Raw genomic sequence first — 16184 nt, 5'->3', positions numbered from 1 at the left:
GAATATCTCACTTCTGGTGTAGAGGGATGGACACAGGAAGCCTGTGGAGCGCCAGGCCGAGTTCTGGTGGACAGGGACCACGTTGAGGGCTGTCTTTATTGCCGGAAGGGGCACGAGGGTCGTGACCATCTTCTCGGACGTTAAGCTCGTAGTGCATAGGTGTCAATATTCTGCATCGAATTGGTATACGTGTACATGTTCCTGGTCAGCTAGTCGTGAGGACAATCTTGCCTGGGCGATGGCCCGTTTCGAGCTCACGGTGGGCGGCAGACGCCTGCACGAGTAGATAGACTGCGGATATCGGAATCTTGAGAACTCCTTGTGTATGCAGATCGGCCAGTGCTGCAAGGCTTCGTGCAGAGCGTCCGGGGCGGAGTCGCCGTATACCGTACCTGTCGGCGGCCGTCTCATCGGCAACTGTTCCGATCCGCATCTTGTCTTCCACAAGCTCCAAAGATGCAGCAGTGGCGGAATCACCTCCGGCAAGGTCTAGGACGGCGTCGATTCGTTCCGGAGCTCTTGCCTGAACCCTGGCAACGAGGCCCTCTCCGTAGTCGATCGCGATAGCGCCCAGGGAGCGCAGATAGTCGTGGTTGTCGGGACTTGCGGTACCAATGACCGTGGCACCAGCTGCTCGGGCTAACTGGACCGCGACGGTCCCAACTCCGCCACTCGCCCCATGGATGAGTAGTGTCTCTCCGGCGGTGACGTTAAGGTCCTGAAGAGAGTGATACGCCGTTTGCCCTGCAACTGACAGGGCGCCGGCGACCTCCCATGCCATACTGCTCGGTTTGGCTGTAAGCTGGTCGGCGGGCACCACGACTACCTCTGCATAAGCCGAGGCTGACGTGAATCCGAGAACTTGTCTGCCGATTTCACCGCCTGAAACGCCCTCGCCAATCTCATCTACTATCCCGGAGAATTCATTGCCTATAGTCTGAGGGAAGGTCGCTGGGATGGAATCGGAAAACTCTCCGCCCCGAAGTTTACAGTCGAACGGATTGACACCGGCGGTCTTGACGCGGACTCGAACCATCCCGGGCCCTGCATGCGGCTCGTCGACATGCAGGGCGTGGAGAACCGACGGAGCACCGTACTCAGAGAATACGATCGTCTTGATGGTAGTACTCATACTTTTCTGCTCGCTGCCTGGCCCGCGAAGGGCCTCACGAATCGCTCGGTAATTTTCATACTTTGCCGCTGCCATTTTCTGCAACCATACGCAGGTCGACTCGTCGGTGATTGGTCACCTCGTCGACGATCGTCATCCTGACTGCATCCGAGCGACGGTGCACCGACCATGCAGTCCACCAAGGGAGGGGATCCGGCAGAGTTGCGTGATGTGCATCTGGAATTGCCGACGATGTTCGTGTAGCCAAAGGACTTAGAGCCGGGCCCGTCGGCGTCCATCCTTGGTTTCTCTTTTCAGTGATCATTCGAACTCGATTGACACGGCGGAGGAAACCGACATTGACTGGCAGGCTAGGATTAGATTCTCCGCGAGGTCTTCCGCCTCCAGTGCGTTGTTGGCGATCATCCGGACTTCACCTTCGACGAGTCGGCATGCACACGAACTGCATCTTCCTTCTCGGCAAGAGAAGGGGGGCCCTAGGCCCAATACCGTTCAGTTAGGCTTACATCGGTGTAGTTTGCTGATGTGCCTCGTGCTGGGTGGAAGAAGCCCGTCTCGGATCGTCGCTTGTCGGATTTGGTCTCGGTGGGGGTGCTGACCCGGGTGTTTCCACCGGAGTTGGTCGATGAGGTAATCGCCGAGGCTGGCCGCACCGAGCAGCGCAATCGCACGTTGCCGGCGCGAGTGATGGCGTACTTCGCGATTGGGATGGCGCTGTACTCCGAGGGCTCGTATGAGGACGTGCTCAGTCAGCTGACCGATGGGCTGGCGTGGGCGTCGGGATGGGAGGCCAGCTACAACCCGCCGTCGAAGTCGGCGATCTTTCAGGCCCGGCAGCGCCTCGGTCCGGAGCCGATGGCGGCGTTGTTTGCTCGGGTCGCCGAGCCTCTCGCGACCCCGATGATGGCCGGGTCATGGCTGGCTGGGCGTCGGATGGTCGCCATCGACGGAACCTGCCTGGACGTAGCGGACACCGTCGAGAACGCGAAGTTTTTCGGCCGGCCCGGGGTGAGCAAGGGCGAGCAGGCAGCGTTTCCGCAGGCCAGGATCGTGGCGTTGGCCGAGTGCGGCACGCATGCGGTGTTCGCCGCCGAGATCGGCGTCTACTCCGAGTCCGAGGCCACCCTGACCGAGCGGCTGCTGCCTCGGCTGGAGCCCGGGATGCTGCTGCTCGCCGATCGTGGCTTCTTCTCCTACGGCTTGTGGCGCCAGGCCTCTGGGACCGGCGCGGACCTGCTCTGGCGGATCCGAACCGATGCCTTCGGACCCAAGGCCAAGCACGTGCGTGACCTCGACGACGGCTCCTGGCTGGCGATGCTGCGCAAGAGTACGGACCGTGAGAGCGAGCCGATGCTGGTTCGGGCGGTGGACTACACGGTCGACGACGGCCGAGGCAACGACACCAGCTATCGACTGTTCACCACGCTGCTGGACCCCGGCGAGGTCTCCGCCGTTGACCTCGCCGCCGCCTACAACCAGCGATGGGAGATCGAACTCATCCTCGACGAGCTCAAGACCCACCAACGCGGACCCCGCACCGTGCTGCGCTCAAAGTCACCCGACCTGGTGCAGCAGGAGATCTGGGGGCACCTGTGCTGCCACTACGCGATCCGCACCCTGATGACCGACACCGCGAAGCACAGCGGGCGCGACCCCGACCGGGTCAGCTTCGTCGCAGCCCTGCGCATCGCCCGCCAGTCTGTCGCCCCTCGCGGGCGCTTTCCCCCCTGACAACGTCCAGGCCACCAACCACGTCTGGGGCACCGCGCTGCGCCGACTCGCTCGGCGGCTCAACCCCGCCCGCCGACTGCGGGCGGCACCCAGGGTCATCAAGCGAAAGATGCCCAAGTGGCACGTCAAACGTGCCCACCACGGTGCCTGGCCCGGCCCCCAGCACTCACCGAACTACCTCATCCAAAACCGTAACTGAACGGTATTGGCCCTAGGCCAGCTGTCTCCAGCGCGACGAGGAGATTCTGGCTCGTGTCCCAGGGTACGGTGTGGGACTCGCCGTACAACGTCACCGAGATTTCGGCCTGTTCGCCGGTGGTCGATTCATCGCGTGATACCACGACGAAGGGATCGCCCTCGAGGGAGTTGAACTTCTCGATGTGAATGCGGTGGCGGTCAATACCTGCATCAGCAATAGCGTCAGTGACTAACGCCATGAACGGAGTGGGGCCACAAATAAGAAATTCTGTCGAATGGCTGCTGCCCGACGTCATCCCCTTGACCGCCTCAGGCGACATTAGCCCGTCAACGTCGTCCATCCACCATCTGACGTGGAACTGCTGCGGGAAGCATCGTGCCAGTTCGTCGATCTCCTCGCGAAACATGACGTGTTCCTGGGAGCGGTTGGCGTAGCACAGCGCGACGTCCGGAGAACCTTCCGCCAAGGCGGCTTTAGCAATTGCAAGGATGGGCGTAATCCCACTTCCCCCGGCGACGAGGACTAGAGGCACTTCGAGGTTGGTGGGAGTGAAGATTCCGCTCGGGGGTAGGCACCATACCAGGTCACCTGGCATTAAAGTGTTGTTAATCCACCCTGAGACAATACCGTCTGGGATCTGTTTGACACCGATGCGGAGCAACCCGGGACCTTGGTCCCAGTCGCACACCGAATAGCATCGGGCGTGCCATGCGTCGTCGATCCACAGTCGCAGGGTAATGAACTGCCCTGGTCGATACCGGAAATCATCTACGGCGCCGGTGGGTACTTCTAGTGTGATGGAGCAGGCATCGAGACCTACGCGGTCTATCGTGCGGACCGAAAGTTGATGTGCCTGCGTGACGATGTTGTCCGTGGTCATTGGGTCACCGGCCGGAGAGATTATCGGGGCAGCGGCGGGCTGGAGAGCGCTGGGGCTTCCCTACCGAGGCCCATATTCCGGGCGTCGGTGTAAATGCGGTAGGCAGCAGCGATGTCCTGTAGTCCCGAGCCGACTGACTTGTACATTGTCGATTCCAGGCTGCTGTTGCGTCCTGGTCGCTTCTCGGCAACTACCGAGGCGATATCCGTGACTCGGGCAGAGTCGAGACGGACGCCTAGCTCCGCGGCGGTGATCGCGTCGCCCGACTCGTGGAGGAGCCGCATGGTGTCGACCGCCACGTGGTCCATCCGGTCCCACATCGCAGCGTCAATTTCACGCTGGTCGGGAGCCGTGGATCCGATCGACGTTACGTGGACTCCGTTCTTGACCCATTCACCTCGCAGCACCTCGGCACCCCGGGAGTTCGTCGCCGAGGTGACAAGGTCGGCCTCGCCGACCGCTTCCTCGGGTGTCGTCGCCACTTCGAGCGCGATACCGAGCTCCGTCCGTGCACGTTTGGCGAACAATTCCCGGCGCTCCGGGGTAGGGCTGTACACCCACCCAGACTTGACGCTCGGCCTGACGAGGCTCATTCCTTGCAATGCCGCGAAGGCTTCCTTCCCCGAGCCGATGAGTCCGATGGTTTGCGCATCTTCCGGTGCCATCACGTCGAGGCCTACGCTGGCCAGCGCGCCGGTCCGCATGGTCGTGATGTTCTCGGCATCTACGTAAGCCAGCGCGTCGAGGGTCTCTAGATCGAAGAGACTGACTGAGTATTGGGTACCCGACGATCCGGCCCTGAACTCCTTGAACCCGAACACTCCGACATCAGTCAGCGCGCCCGGCAGGATTCGCATGAATCCGTTCGGCAATGGCATATGGATCCGCTCGGCCGAAATGGTTTCTCCGCGAGCCTCGGTTCGGCAGAGCTCTCGCATGGCGTCGATCGCCTGTGGCATCTGCCAGACCTTCGCCACGTCGTCGGTGCTCAGAAACAACGCCATCGCAGTTTGATCTCCTCATAGTTTAGGGAACCAGATTCGGTGGTCGACCCGGCGTATATGTCATTGGCGTCCGTCGTACCCAAGATCCGACTTCCAGACATCGAATTGCGAGGGGTCGTCGTGGAAGATGGGTGGCGCGTCGTCGTTAATCTGCTCGATTTCGGTTGTGTATTCCACGACGTTGCGGTCTTCATCTCGGTAGTAGCAGAACAGGTTGTGCCCTGGTCCGTGGCGTCCGGGGCCTGCGACCCGGGTGAGCCCCCGCTCACCGGCGTAGTACAGCGCTCGTGACCAGGCCTCCCAGTCTTGCAATTCGAATGCGACGTGGTTCAGCCCGTTCTGTTCGTCCCTCGATTGAGCGATCGCCACCGTGTGGTGATTGGTGTTGCACGCGTAGAAGCTGATCACACCGTTGATCCGCTCGGTCAGTCGGAAGTTGAGCATGTCTATGTAAAAGCGTTCCAAGCGGGCGGGATCACTGGACTCCAGGACGACGTGGTTGACGTCCTGGGGTTTGATGTCCCGATGCCCATACGATCCTGTGGCTTTCGCGAAACCAGTCACGATCTCGACCACGTTGCCGTCCGGGTCGACGCAGCTCATTCCGAGTCCGGTCCCGGCCTCGAAGTCGCTGGTGATTCCGCGCTCGACTGGGACTCCGGCGGCGAGCAGTCGTCCGTGCAATATCTCAAGGTCTTCGCCGCGCGGTACCTCTAAGACGAGGCTCTTTAGGCCGTTCACGTCCGATTCGTGGAGGCTGAGCACATGATGCTTCGGGCCGTCGGCGCGGAAGTAGATCGCACCGTCGTGCGTCTCCGCCGGCTCCAGCCCCCATCGGTCGGTGTAGAATTGGGCCTGGTTTGACAGATTTGTCGTGTTGAAGCGGACACTGGCCAGCCGCGCCACCGCGATCTCGCTCATTTTCTCTGCTCCGGGATGTAGGTCTTGTCGAATTCGGCCGCGATGTAGGCCCCGTCGTGTCTGGCACCCGTGGGCGTGGGCGAGGCGCCACCGATATTGGGACGATCCCACGCGGGATTGATAACGGTTCTCATATCGCCTCCTTATTCCGTCTGGGTCTGTTGTAGCCGGCGCAAAGTGACAAGACCGGTTTTCCCTCAGGCCCAGGACGGCGCCCGCGGCCGGTCTCCTCGCGCGACGGCTTCGTACTGGCCCCGAATCAACTCCGGTAGGCGAACATCTGCGAAGGTGTGGAACTCGCCCGAGTCGAGAGCCTCCGACACTGCTTGGGCAACTTCGCGTGCTGGCTGGCTGTCGCCCCATTCCCGATACTTGGCCAGCAACTGGGCAGCACGTGCGTTGTCCTCCGCAGTGCTGGAGCCGAGCGGTGACGAGCTCACGGCCAGAAGCTGTGGTGGTTTGACCGCCCCAGGGGACACAAGATGGACCTGGACGTTGGCGGCTTCCTGCTCCAGCTCGAGTTCCAGCCCCTGACTGATCGCCAACAATGCATGCATCGTCGCGTGATAGACGCTCATGTAGGGCATAGGCAGGAAGCCCGCACTTGATCCGATAATGACGAAGTGCCTATCACCCTCGGCGGCGCGCATCTGCGGGGCAAACGTCCGGATGAGGGACAGGACGGCCCCGACGTTGCTCCTGAAGGTGTTCTCCCATCCTGTCGGCGGCAGTTCCCAGAGCTCACTGACCGGACCCATCACCTCGGTCGTTGCGCATACCACTTCCGGGGGGCCGAAACTCTGAGTCACCTCGTTACCGAGCGCTGCCATGATGTCCGCGTCGGCGACGTCGCCGGCTAACGTCATCACTTGACCACCAATTGATTTCAGCTCCTGCTCGGCGTGCTCCAGGGCGACCTCGTCGAGGTCGACGAGCACGACGCTGTGGCCACGCTTGACCAGTTGGCGACCGATCGCGAGACCGATCTCGTTGGCACCACCAGCCACCACGGCCACTTCGCGCATGCCGTCCCTCAGGGGGGTCATCCGGGGACTCCCAGCCGGAGCAGGTCGTCACAGATGATGGCGACGTGCACCCAGCTCATGTCTGGGAGCTCCTCGCCGAAGCCGATCAAGCTTGTGTATAGAAGCCGTGCCAGCTCGTTCACCTCGTCTTCTGAACCGGTAGCACGGAATGACTCCAGGCGACCAAGCCACTCTTGACGTCGGCTCTGCCCTTCGTTGTCTTCTTCCCAGACATCGAGGACCTGTTCGACCACAGCCATTGGATGGGTGCTGTTGACGAGGTCGGTCAGTGTTGTCGGCATGGTTCGGGCCCAGTCCCTACTACTCGGCGAGGCGGCTCAGAGGAAAAAACTGAGGTTATGGGTATTCAACACAACCGAGTCGATGATGGCGACCCGATTGGCGATTCGGAAGTCCTCGCCGGACCGACGGATGACATCTCGCCGAGAGCCGACGATGAAGTCCTCATTCTCGCCCCGCCGGCCCGACAATCTGCTTCGGTAGACGAGGAAGTTGGACCGCACCATAAAACTCTCCGCATCGCCCGCCCCTTCGTGGGCCTCGACGATTACGTTTGTTACCAGGTGCCGGGTACGCGACGGCGGGATCTCGCTCCAGGCAGAACCAAGGAAGAACCGCTCGATTCGAAGTGTGAGACTCTGATGGTCCTCTTCGACCAACGGAAGAGTGTCGATCTCCTCGTCTGGATCCCACTGCTCATTGCTCGCCGACGACATGCGGTTGTAACGAGTTGGCACGAGGTACTGCACATCTAGCGCAAGCAGATCCAGCCACTCGCGGTATCGGCGTCGGTCCAGCAGGTCGGCTTCCATGTAGAGGAACCGCTCGATAGCGTAGTGGGTTTCGATCGGGACGCGAACGTTGGTGGACGACATTGTCACTGGCCCCCCCGGCTCACATCTTCAGCCCAACGGGTGTAGAAGGCACGGTGGCAAATATCGCTCGGACCGTCGGTTACGCGACCGCGGAAATCCGGGTGATCGTCATACTCGTGCCCAGCCCCCATGCTCAGGTCCGAGCGCTCGCGGCTAGTCAGGGAGGTCCGGTTGGACTGGCCGATTGATGTCCAGTTTGCTCCGTCATCCATCTCGAACGTGCCCGCCGGCCCCATCTCCTGTACCAGCTGCTTCCGCATGGCGTCCTTGACCGCCTGCGGCGCCTTGGTGGGGACGAAGCAATACGAATGCATCTCGGTCTGGTGAGGCCCACGCGGCTGGTAGACCCGGAACGTGTTCTGGCCACCGATGACGATCCAACCAAAGTTCGGGTACACCACGCCGACAGTGGCTGCCATGTTCGCGCGCACCTTACCGAGGCGCTGTTCGACCTCAGCGCGAGTCTCGTTGTCGAATTCGATCACGGCATCGTCTCGGGTAGTGTCTTCGAAATTGCCGTCGAAGACCATCACCGGATGACCCGACTCGGTAACGACCTGCTTTGTCGGATTGGTTTCGCTCGCGTCGAACCAGATTGATGCGTCGGAAATGTCTCGCTGAATCTCCTGGCCTACCTTCAACTGCCCGCGCATCCGCGCCAGGTGACCGATCGAGCTGTGCGTGTAGAAGACGTGGTAGATGTCGCCGCAGTTGTTGTCGACCCCTACCTTCCAGTTCGTGTCCATGAGCCAACGCTGCACGCCGACGACTTCGATTCCGCCTTCATGGCGATCCAGCCAGTGGTCGATGTAGTATGTGATGTCACCGAGATACTCGGGCAGCGGGATCACGTCGGGATCGAAGCAGCCGAAGATTAGGCCGTTGTACATCTCTACCCGCGGGACCGAGACCAGTCCCAGCTTTGACTTATCCAGCTCGCCGTGGTAAACGCTCCGGTATTTCGGCACACCGATGAGACGCCCGGAGGTGTCGTAGGTCCAAGCGTGGTACGAGCAGGTGAAGGCCGGGGTGTTCCCACGGTCTGCCCCGCAGACCTGCATGCCTCGGTGCCGACAGGCGTTGATATGCACCCTGACGGTGCCCGTCGAGTCGCGGACGACGATCACCGACTCCTCTCCCATCTGAGTGGTAAAGAAGTCTCGCCTGTTAGGGATTTGCGACTCGTGTCCCAGATACAGCCAACTCTTGCCGAACACCTCCTTCATTTCTCGCTCGTACAGCTCTGCGCTGTCGAAGGCCAACCGGGACACCGAGTGGTGTTCGGCGTCGTACAACGGGTCAGCGTGGGCCTGGTCAGTCATGCGGGAGACCTCCTCGTCGAGGGCGGGTGCGAGACCAGTCACCGAGGTTAGGTTCAAAGGTGCGGACGCGTAAGTTTCCTGGCATTCTTTACGCTATGCGGAAGGTTCACCCCGATGGCGGGCTGTCGTCTGTGTCCAACGCCCTGCAGGTCATCGAGCTGCTCGGCGATGGCGTCGAGCTGCGCGTCGTCGACGTCGCCACCGCCCTGGGGGTGTCAAGCGCGACTGCGCACCGCATCCTCTCGTCACTGCGAGCACACGGTTTCGTACGCCAGCCACCAGGGTCCACCCGGTACGTAGCCGGTCCAGCAGTGCTCCGCCTGGCTCGCCGGGTCAGTTTCGAGCGAATGCTGCGCGCCGTCACTACACCGCACATGCAGACGTTGTGCCGCGATCTCAAAGAGACGATCAATTTGGAGATCCTGCTCGGCCCCGACGTCCTGTTCCTCGCCAGCGCCGAGGATCAGCACCGACTGCGCGTGGCCCTGCGCGCTGGAACCCGCAACCCGGCACACGCCTGCGCCGGCGGCAAAGTCCTGCTAGCCAGCCTGAGCGACGAGGAAGTGCGACAACTGGTCGGCAACCGGCTCGAGGCAGTCACGGAACGCACTCTCGCTGACCCCGACCGCCTACTAGACGATCTCCGGCAAATCCGCCACCGCGGCTACGCGATCAGCATAGGCGAGATCGACCTAGGCGTTCACGCTGTCGCAGTCCCAGTGACAGGAACCGACGGAAGCACTCTCGCGGCCCTCTCTTTGGCAGCACCCGAAGTTCGGCTACCAACGATCCGCATCCCGATGGTGGTGCCGCACTTGCAGAATGCCGCCTCGCTCGTCGCTGCCGACTGCGTCGCAAGCGGCCTCGCCAGCTGATCACGTGGTCTGATAGCGGTTGCCCAGTCACACGGGCCCAAAGGCCGTCCGGGCAGAAGCCGGTACGGCACGTCGTGCACCCGACGTAGGTCACCGAACACGGGCACGCCCGCCTACGACGAGCTGTCGCTTCCGACTGAAGACTGGCTCTGGCACATATTTCGTGACACACCGGTCACGTAGCGCAAACATAGGGGCTCCGGCACCAGCCCGAAGACCGTGGCCACTGAGGTCGGCGAAGTAGGCCTGGACGTGCCGCGCGACCGAGCGGGAACGTTCGAACCCCGGCTGGTGCCCAAGGGCTCGCGCACTCCGGCTACCTGGCCGAGATGATCCCTCTGATGCGATGAAGGGCGGGGCCTCCGCTCCTCGTTGACCCTCGGCTCATGCTCGAGGCGCTCACGCCATCGATTCGAGGAGGCCCCTGTGAGCGGATTCTACGAGGGCAAGCAGATCGTCGGAATGGATCTGCATCGGCGTCGGTCGGTGCTGGTACGGATGACCGAGACCGGTGAGACGTTGGAGACGGTGCGGATCTCCAACGACCCGGGGTACCTGCGGCAGGTGATGGTCCGTGCCGGGGAAGCACCCGAGGTGGTGCTCGAGGCCACGTATGGCTGGTACTGGGCTGCGGACGCCCTGGCCGAGTTGGGCGCCACGGTGCACCTGGCGCACCCGTTGGGGGTGAAGATGTTCTCCTACCGCCGGGTGAAGAACGATCAACGTGATGCCGCGGACCTAGCCGATCTGCTCAGGATGGGTCGGCTGCCCGAGGCGTGGATCGCCCCGCCCGCGACGCGGGAGCTGCGCGGCTGGGTGCGCCACCGCGCGAAGCTGGACGGGTTGCGTTCGGGGATCAAGAACCAGGTCCACGCCGTGCTCGCTGGCGCGGGCGTGCAGGTGCTGATGAGTGATCTGTTCGGGCCGGGCGGGCAGCAGCTGCTCGCCGCGACGACGCTGGCGGTCGAGTCCCGGTCCCGGGTCGACTCGCTGCTTCGGGTGATCACCGCGCTGGACTTCGAGATCGACACCTTCGCCCGGCTGGTCACCGGCCGGCTGCGGACCGACCCCGGCTACCAAGCGATCCAGGCCATCCCCGGTGTCGGGCCGCTGTTGGGGGCGGTGTTCGTCGCCGAGATCGGCGACATCGGTCGCTTCGCCCGCCCCCAGCAGCTGGCCTCGTGGAGCGGGTTGACCCCGAAACATCACGAGTCCGACACCACCGTGCACCGCGGCCGGATCACCAAGATGGAATGTGGCGGCCGCCGCCGGCGGCCTGTTCGTCCAACGGTGAGCCGGTTGGGGAGGTTGTCATGTCGGTGGTGGGCGGGATCGACATTCATCGATCGCAGTTGACGTTCGACTATGTAGATCTCGATTCGGGGGAGGTGCTCCGGGGCAAGATCGCGCCGGGAGACCGGGAAACCTTGAGGCGATGGTTAGGCCGGTTCAGCGGCCGTGCCGGCGTGGCGTTCGCTCTGGAAGGTTGCACGGGCTGGCGCTACGTCGTCGAGGAACTTCAGCGGGCCGGCATCGAGGCCCATATGGCGGAGCCGGCCGAGACCGCGGCGCGTCGGGGCCCGAAACGGCGCGCCAAGACCGACCGTACCGACGCCCAGCTGCTGCGGGACCTGCTGTTGGAAGGCCGGATTCCGGAGTCGTGGATCCCACCGGAGCCGGTGCTGGAGGCTCGCGCACTGGTCCGCCTCTATAAGGACCTGCTCGATGAGCGCACCGGCTGGTTGCAGCGGGTACAAGCCGGTCTCTATCACATGGGCGTCGTAGACCTCGACGTCAAAGCGATGTCGGCGGCCGGACGGGAACGCATCGCCGCGGCGCACTTATCCCCGGCGACCCGCATCGCAATCGACACCGGTATGCGACAGGTCGATCGGCTCTCCGAGGAGTTGGGCAACGCGCGTGAACAGATCCACTGGATCGCCCGGCGGCAGCCCGCGTGCAAGGCGTTGCAGGCCGCACACTACGGCGTTGGGCCGCTGACCTCGGTGGCGATCTGGGCTGAGATGGGAGACACTCGCCGGTTCCGCAGCTCCGATGACGCTGTGCGCCACGCCGGGCTGGATGTCACTGTCTACTCTTCCGCCGGCCGTCGCACCGCTGGGCATCTGGCCCGACAAGGCCCGGTTCTGCTGCGCTGGGCACTGTATGAGTCCGCCGTGTACGCCGGACGCCCCAGCTCGCCCGATCATGCCTACTTCCAGCAGGTCAAGGCCCGCCTGGATGGCCAGTTGGCGCTGTTGTCGGTCGCCCGCAAGCTCGCCCGCCGCTGCCACCACACCCTGCGCAACCTGGGCGACCAGGTTCTCGCACCCGCCGCCTGATCCGCCCAACACCCCGGGCAAGTCGCCGCGCCCGACCAACCGATGAACCCGCGGTCAGCTCCCAGCAACCCTGTAGCTGCCGGTTCCTCACCGGACAGCCGACCAAGAGTGAGCGGCCGCAACCCGAGTTGAGTCACCCCAATCGCCATCTTGTCGCCGACCCCAAGTGGTCGAGGACCTAGATAAGCAGGGGCGCCCGACACACACCGGGGTAGACGAGCCAGGCCCGACTCGAGGGAGCCGACGATGCCTACCAGCTGAAGCAACAACCCACGAAGATCTTCTTCGCCGGCGGCCAGGGTGCGCCGCTCGGTCTCGCTGTCAAGGCCCTGCGGCCGCTGCGCGGTCGGGCGCTGCCCGAGCCTGGACAGCCGCCACCGAGCTAAACGCGCGCCCCACGGCCATCGAAGAAGATCCAAAAACAAGTGAGTCAACGAGGGGTCGCGCGGCCTTGACACCACGGTGGCCACAGATAAACAGGGCTCAACACTGGTCCGCTGGGCGGCGGTCGAGGCGGTGCAACGCGTCGGTGCCCAGACCCGGCTGGGGCAGATCACGGACCGGATCGGCGAGCGGCGCGGCCGCCACATTGGTGTCGTGGCCGCCGCCCGCGAGCTGATCACGCTGGTCTTCTACGGCCTACGTGATCATCACATTCGCTGCCTCCCGCCCCCACGCAGGCGGCATGAGCGGTGGATCACCACGCCGGTGAACCACGGAACCGAGCATCGAGGTTCGCGCCCGCCTGAACCAACGCCACCACGGTGGCCGCGACGTGAGGCAAGTGCCCGAGCCAGTCGGTGGCAACGTGGAGCAGCGTGCCCGAGATGCCCTCCGGATCGCCGACACTGAGCCTGGCGGTCCCGCCCGGCCCGCGCACACCCGATACCGCGTCGCACCGACGACGATGAGGTCGTTCGGTGCCTAACCTGGGCTGTGACTGCCTAGGTCCGCCTCCCGCGCGGTCGCGCGGAACATGACCATTGAGACACCCTGAGCACGAGGCAGCCAGAGTGCGGGCGACCCCACGGGTCTGATCAAGTAGCCGTCACCACAGGCGGTCGATGCGCCCCAGAACTGCTTTGATCTCCCCGGGAGTTAACGCGACTTTACATCGCCGTGTCTTTCGCCGGGTCACCACTCGCCAAATCACTCGTTTGTGTTGTGACGCTAGCCGCATTTTATAGCAGGTTAAGGAGTTGATTTTTCATGCCCCGGTTGAGACCGTTGAGTCTCGTAGGGCACCGGCGCCTCGAGTTCATGAATGGGATCGAGCAGAGGTGCGTTAAGTGATCAATGTATGGGGTGTGCCCTGCTACCGTCAGGACGGTGGCCATTGGGTGACGTTGCCGGTCGAGATTGATCGACTGCGTGTGCCGCACGAACGGTGGAACTGATTGACCTCGATGAGGTTGGACAGTTGATGCGGTGGCGCTACCCGCGCTACCCGCGCGCACGCGGGCCCCGGAGCCGGCTGCCGCTGGCCATGGCTCTACGTGGAGACCACGCGGTGGGTCTACCAGGCGCTGCCGTCGGTATGTCGAAAGAATGGCCACGTTGAACCTTGCATTCGTCACGGGTTGTCGTGCCGAATTGGTGGTTGAGTGCCGAATAATATTAACGTGTTGCGCGGGAGTATCAGTCTTCAGTTTGCGTGAAGGAGGAATTCCGGATGGGTTTCTACAAGAAGGTTCTGGTGGGCACTGACGGTTCCGATACTTCGCTGCGCGCGGTAGATCGCGCCGCGACGATAGCCGGGGACAACGACGCCGACCTGGTCATAGTGACCGCCTACGAGCCAGCGGATAACCGGGATGTGGCGAGAGCGTCCAACGCGCTCAAAGCGTCCGAGGCATACCTGGTCGTCGGGTCAGCCCCCACAGAGAGTGCACTGCGTGACGCGGCACTGCGGGCTCGCTCAAGCGGGGCAAGCAAGATCGAGACCTTCGCGGTGCACGGGAGCGCGGTGCAAGTACTCGACAGGGCTGCCAATGACCACGGAGCCGACTTGTTGGTGATCGGGAACGTCGGGCTCAACACCCTGACCGGACGGATCCTCGGCTCAATACCCCAGGCCGTGGCACGGCGATCAGGTATCGACGTGCTCATCGTCCACACCAGCTGATCAACACCCACCAACCAGCCTGGACATCGTGCCCGCGAAAGGCTCGGTCAGCATGGCGCTTCACGCAAAGGTGTCCCAAACCCGGTGCCTCGCGGCTCAGCCGGGGCAACCGGCCCGGGCACTCAAGACGCAGGTTGACGTCGATGGGGAGAACATCGAGCTGGCCCAGCCCGCTGCGAGGATCAGCCGCGAGGACACCACCCCCGACTCGACGCGGCCTTGGCCGGATTGAGCTCCCCGGCGCGGCGGTGGGCCACCAGCAACCGCCCACGCCGGGCGGTGCGCCGCAGCTAGCCGGGCCCGAACACACGCAGACGATCTGTCAGCTTTGGGCTTTGTCGACTGGCCGCGATCTCGACCATGCCCAGGTCCTGGCCGGCGCCCCCGGACAGCCATTGATATCCCTTCTGAGGTGGGGCATGACTCTTCGTGTCGCTTTCATCGGCGGCCCGGCCGATGGCCGTGAGCGCGACTACCCCAGCCTTGACGCGCCGCTGCCCCGTCTGTGGTGGCCCGAGACGGACGAAACACAACATGGCGGGGTCTACGAATGCGTCGGCGACACACCCGACCCGGTGTCGGGCCGATGGCAGTACCGGTTCGCTGGAAGTTGACGCGGGCATCCCCTCGAGTATCTGGAAGCCATCCCGGCTGACCGAACAACGCGACGAGCGCTACCTCAAAGAACGCACCCAGGAGCGGTGGCCGAGATCAGCCTGGACATCCCCCACGAGTTCCCCAAACCACTGACCGACGACGTCGTCCAGTGTCCGTGAGACCGAGACTCGAAACTCATCCGCTGCTGATCGCGGCTTCCAGGGCGACCTCACAGCTCACCTCACGGACACCCCAGAACGGATGGCGTTAACGGACACGGGATTCGCCGCTTCGACGTCAACCACGGTCTGGCAGACGCTCGATACAGGCCTGCTCCTCAAGCTCCGCGTACACACCTGATGGGTTGATCGCCGAGTCGCGACCCCGCTGTCGACGGCACGTGAAAACTGGCTCTGGCACACATTCCGTGACGCCCCGGTCACGTAGCGCTGCACTTGGTGTGATGTCGCGAAATATGACGGGGCGTGCAGTGATCTCGGTCTGACGTGTTGTTCCCCCATCTTGCTGGTCTGCGGGTCGAGCGGGTGTTCACGCGGGGCCAGTCGGTCCGGATCGCGGTGGCCTCCGAAGACGGGAAGGCAGCGTGTCCGGATTGCGGGGTCTTCTCCGCCCGGATCCATCACCGATACGAGCGGCGGCTGGCCCGACATGGCCGTCGGCGGCCAGGACCTGACGATCCATCTGAGGGCTCGCCGGTTCTTGTGCGACAGCTCGACATGCAGCCGCAAGACCTTCGCCGAGCGCTTCCCCGAACTGGTCGCACCGTATGGCCGGCGGACTCTGTTACTGCGGCAAACCCTGGAGACCATCGCGTTGGCATTGGGCGGGCGGCCCGCCGCCAGGCTCGCACAAGGCCTGCGTGTCGAGGCTTCGCGGTCGACGCTGTTGCGGTTGCTGCGTGCGCTTCCAGTGCCGCAGGTGGGGAGTCTGGCGGCTGTGGGCGTCCGTATGGGCGACGAGATTGCTCAGCCGCATGAGCCGCAACGAGTCCTGATAATTGTTGGGCGCTTTATAATCGAGTAGAGCATGCCGCGCAAATCCCTTCTCCGAAGGTCGTCAGGCTGGAACCATCCGCACAGGAACGGGACGCACACGGATGCTCCCGATGACCGAC

Annotated in this window: 16 protein-coding genes and 1 pseudogene; 7 read left to right on the top strand and 10 right to left on the bottom strand. The window is 63.3% G+C overall.

The window, feature by feature from the left end; all coding sequences use genetic code 11:
• Nucleotides 1-205: 205 nt before the first annotated feature.
• On the bottom strand, nucleotides 206-1132 hold the full coding sequence (locus tag ACTXG6_RS19395) for an NADP-dependent oxidoreductase (protein ID WP_445189215.1): 927 nt from the start codon (nucleotides 1130-1132) through the stop codon (nucleotides 206-208).
• Nucleotides 1133-1432: 300 nt separating this feature from the next.
• Nucleotides 1433-1618: a 2Fe-2S iron-sulfur cluster-binding protein gene (locus tag ACTXG6_RS19390; RefSeq protein WP_445189214.1), complete on the bottom strand. Its 186-nt coding sequence runs from the start codon at nucleotides 1616-1618 to the stop codon at nucleotides 1433-1435.
• A 39-nt stretch (nucleotides 1619-1657) separates the two neighbouring features.
• Here ACTXG6_RS19390 and ACTXG6_RS19385 point away from each other — a divergent pair, with 39 nt between their 5' ends.
• The gene (locus ACTXG6_RS19385; protein ID WP_445183392.1) at nucleotides 1658-2863 is read left to right on the top strand and encodes an IS4 family transposase; all 1206 of its coding nucleotides are present in this window, start codon (nucleotides 1658-1660) and stop codon (nucleotides 2861-2863) included.
• A gap of 179 nt (nucleotides 2864-3042) precedes the next feature.
• Here the strand turns inward: ACTXG6_RS19385 and ACTXG6_RS19380 are convergent, their stop codons facing one another.
• From ACTXG6_RS19380 to ACTXG6_RS19345, 8 genes are all read right to left on the bottom strand, one after another.
• Nucleotides 3043-3942, bottom strand: coding sequence for an FAD-binding oxidoreductase (locus ACTXG6_RS19380; protein ID WP_445189213.1), 900 nt, complete (start codon nucleotides 3940-3942; stop codon nucleotides 3043-3045).
• Between the two features lie 20 nt (nucleotides 3943-3962).
• Complete coding sequence (locus tag ACTXG6_RS19375) at nucleotides 3963-4946, bottom strand: ornithine cyclodeaminase family protein (RefSeq protein ID WP_445189212.1); 984 nt, start codon at nucleotides 4944-4946, stop codon at nucleotides 3963-3965.
• 60 nt (nucleotides 4947-5006) lie between these two features.
• The gene (locus ACTXG6_RS19370) at nucleotides 5007-5867 is read right to left on the bottom strand and encodes a VOC family protein (RefSeq protein ID WP_445189211.1); all 861 of its coding nucleotides are present in this window, start codon (nucleotides 5865-5867) and stop codon (nucleotides 5007-5009) included.
• Nucleotides 5864-6001, bottom strand: coding sequence for a hypothetical protein (locus ACTXG6_RS19365; protein ID WP_445189210.1), 138 nt, complete (start codon nucleotides 5999-6001; stop codon nucleotides 5864-5866). Before ACTXG6_RS19365 ends, ACTXG6_RS19370 begins: the two co-directional genes overlap by 4 nt.
• 63 nt (nucleotides 6002-6064) lie before the next feature.
• On the bottom strand, nucleotides 6065-6913 hold the full coding sequence (locus tag ACTXG6_RS19360) for an SDR family NAD(P)-dependent oxidoreductase (protein ID WP_445189209.1): 849 nt from the start codon (nucleotides 6911-6913) through the stop codon (nucleotides 6065-6067).
• The gene (locus ACTXG6_RS19355; RefSeq protein ID WP_445189208.1) at nucleotides 6910-7194 is read right to left on the bottom strand and encodes a hypothetical protein; all 285 of its coding nucleotides are present in this window, start codon (nucleotides 7192-7194) and stop codon (nucleotides 6910-6912) included. The genes ACTXG6_RS19360 and ACTXG6_RS19355 overlap by 4 nt, the downstream gene beginning before the upstream one ends.
• Before the next feature lie 36 nt (nucleotides 7195-7230).
• Nucleotides 7231-7788 carry an aromatic-ring-hydroxylating dioxygenase subunit beta gene (locus tag ACTXG6_RS19350; protein ID WP_445189207.1) on the bottom strand — a complete coding sequence of 186 codons (558 nt, stop codon included), beginning with the start codon at nucleotides 7786-7788 and terminating at the stop codon, nucleotides 7231-7233.
• 2 nt (nucleotides 7789-7790) lie between these two features.
• The gene (locus ACTXG6_RS19345) at nucleotides 7791-9110 is read right to left on the bottom strand and encodes an aromatic ring-hydroxylating oxygenase subunit alpha (protein ID WP_445189206.1); all 1320 of its coding nucleotides are present in this window, start codon (nucleotides 9108-9110) and stop codon (nucleotides 7791-7793) included.
• Nucleotides 9111-9241: 131 nt separating this feature from the next.
• On the opposite strand from ACTXG6_RS19345, the gene ACTXG6_RS19340 reads away from it, so the two are divergent.
• From ACTXG6_RS19340 to ACTXG6_RS19315, 6 genes and pseudogenes are all read left to right on the top strand, one after another.
• On the top strand, nucleotides 9242-9985 hold the full coding sequence (locus ACTXG6_RS19340) for an IclR family transcriptional regulator (RefSeq protein WP_445189205.1): 744 nt from the start codon (nucleotides 9242-9244) through the stop codon (nucleotides 9983-9985).
• 198 nt (nucleotides 9986-10183) lie between these two features.
• Nucleotides 10184-10294, top strand: a pseudogene (locus ACTXG6_RS19335) (transposase); the annotation flags it as partial.
• A 117-nt stretch (nucleotides 10295-10411) separates the two neighbouring features.
• Nucleotides 10412-11341: an IS110 family transposase gene (locus tag ACTXG6_RS19330; RefSeq protein WP_445189204.1), complete on the top strand. Its 930-nt coding sequence runs from the start codon at nucleotides 10412-10414 to the stop codon at nucleotides 11339-11341.
• Complete coding sequence (locus ACTXG6_RS19325) at nucleotides 11299-12327, top strand: IS110 family transposase (RefSeq protein ID WP_445183406.1); 1029 nt, start codon at nucleotides 11299-11301, stop codon at nucleotides 12325-12327. Before ACTXG6_RS19330 ends, ACTXG6_RS19325 begins: the two co-directional genes overlap by 43 nt.
• A gap of 1672 nt (nucleotides 12328-13999) precedes the next feature.
• Complete coding sequence (locus ACTXG6_RS19320) at nucleotides 14000-14452, top strand: universal stress protein (RefSeq protein ID WP_445189203.1); 453 nt, start codon at nucleotides 14000-14002, stop codon at nucleotides 14450-14452.
• Nucleotides 14453-15718: 1266 nt separating this feature from the next.
• Complete coding sequence (locus ACTXG6_RS19315; protein WP_445189202.1) at nucleotides 15719-16093, top strand: hypothetical protein; 375 nt, start codon at nucleotides 15719-15721, stop codon at nucleotides 16091-16093.
• The last annotated feature ends 91 nt before the right edge of the window (nucleotides 16094-16184 follow it).

This window comes from Pseudonocardia sp. Cha107L01 (assembly GCF_052566575.1).
This window is presented reverse-complemented; position numbering and strand designations above follow the sequence as displayed.

Bases quoted from the DNA above. Each gene is read 5' to 3' on its own strand.
- ACTXG6_RS19325 (WP_445183406.1), top strand. From the start codon at position 11,299: ATGTCGGTGGTGGGCGGGATCGACATTCATCGATCGCAGTTGACGTTC.
- ACTXG6_RS19395 (WP_445189215.1), bottom strand. From the start codon at position 1,132: ATGAGTACTACCATCAAGACGATCGTATTCTCTGAGTACGGTGCTCCG.
- ACTXG6_RS19360 (WP_445189209.1), bottom strand. From the start codon at position 6,913: ATGACCCCCCTGAGGGACGGCATGCGCGAAGTGGCCGTGGTGGCTGGT.
- ACTXG6_RS19380 (WP_445189213.1), bottom strand. From the start codon at position 3,942: ATGACCACGGACAACATCGTCACGCAGGCACATCAACTTTCGGTCCGC.
- ACTXG6_RS19375 (WP_445189212.1), bottom strand. From the start codon at position 4,946: ATGGCGTTGTTTCTGAGCACCGACGACGTGGCGAAGGTCTGGCAGATG.
- ACTXG6_RS19345 (WP_445189206.1), bottom strand. From the start codon at position 9,110: ATGACTGACCAGGCCCACGCTGACCCGTTGTACGACGCCGAACACCAC.
- ACTXG6_RS19315 (WP_445189202.1), top strand. From the start codon at position 15,719: ATGGCCGTCGGCGGCCAGGACCTGACGATCCATCTGAGGGCTCGCCGG.
- ACTXG6_RS19365 (WP_445189210.1), bottom strand. From the start codon at position 6,001: ATGAGAACCGTTATCAATCCCGCGTGGGATCGTCCCAATATCGGTGGC.
- ACTXG6_RS19370 (WP_445189211.1), bottom strand. From the start codon at position 5,867: ATGAGCGAGATCGCGGTGGCGCGGCTGGCCAGTGTCCGCTTCAACACG.
- ACTXG6_RS19320 (WP_445189203.1), top strand. From the start codon at position 14,000: ATGGGTTTCTACAAGAAGGTTCTGGTGGGCACTGACGGTTCCGATACT.
- ACTXG6_RS19355 (WP_445189208.1), bottom strand. From the start codon at position 7,194: ATGCCGACAACACTGACCGACCTCGTCAACAGCACCCATCCAATGGCT.
- ACTXG6_RS19350 (WP_445189207.1), bottom strand. From the start codon at position 7,788: ATGTCGTCCACCAACGTTCGCGTCCCGATCGAAACCCACTACGCTATC.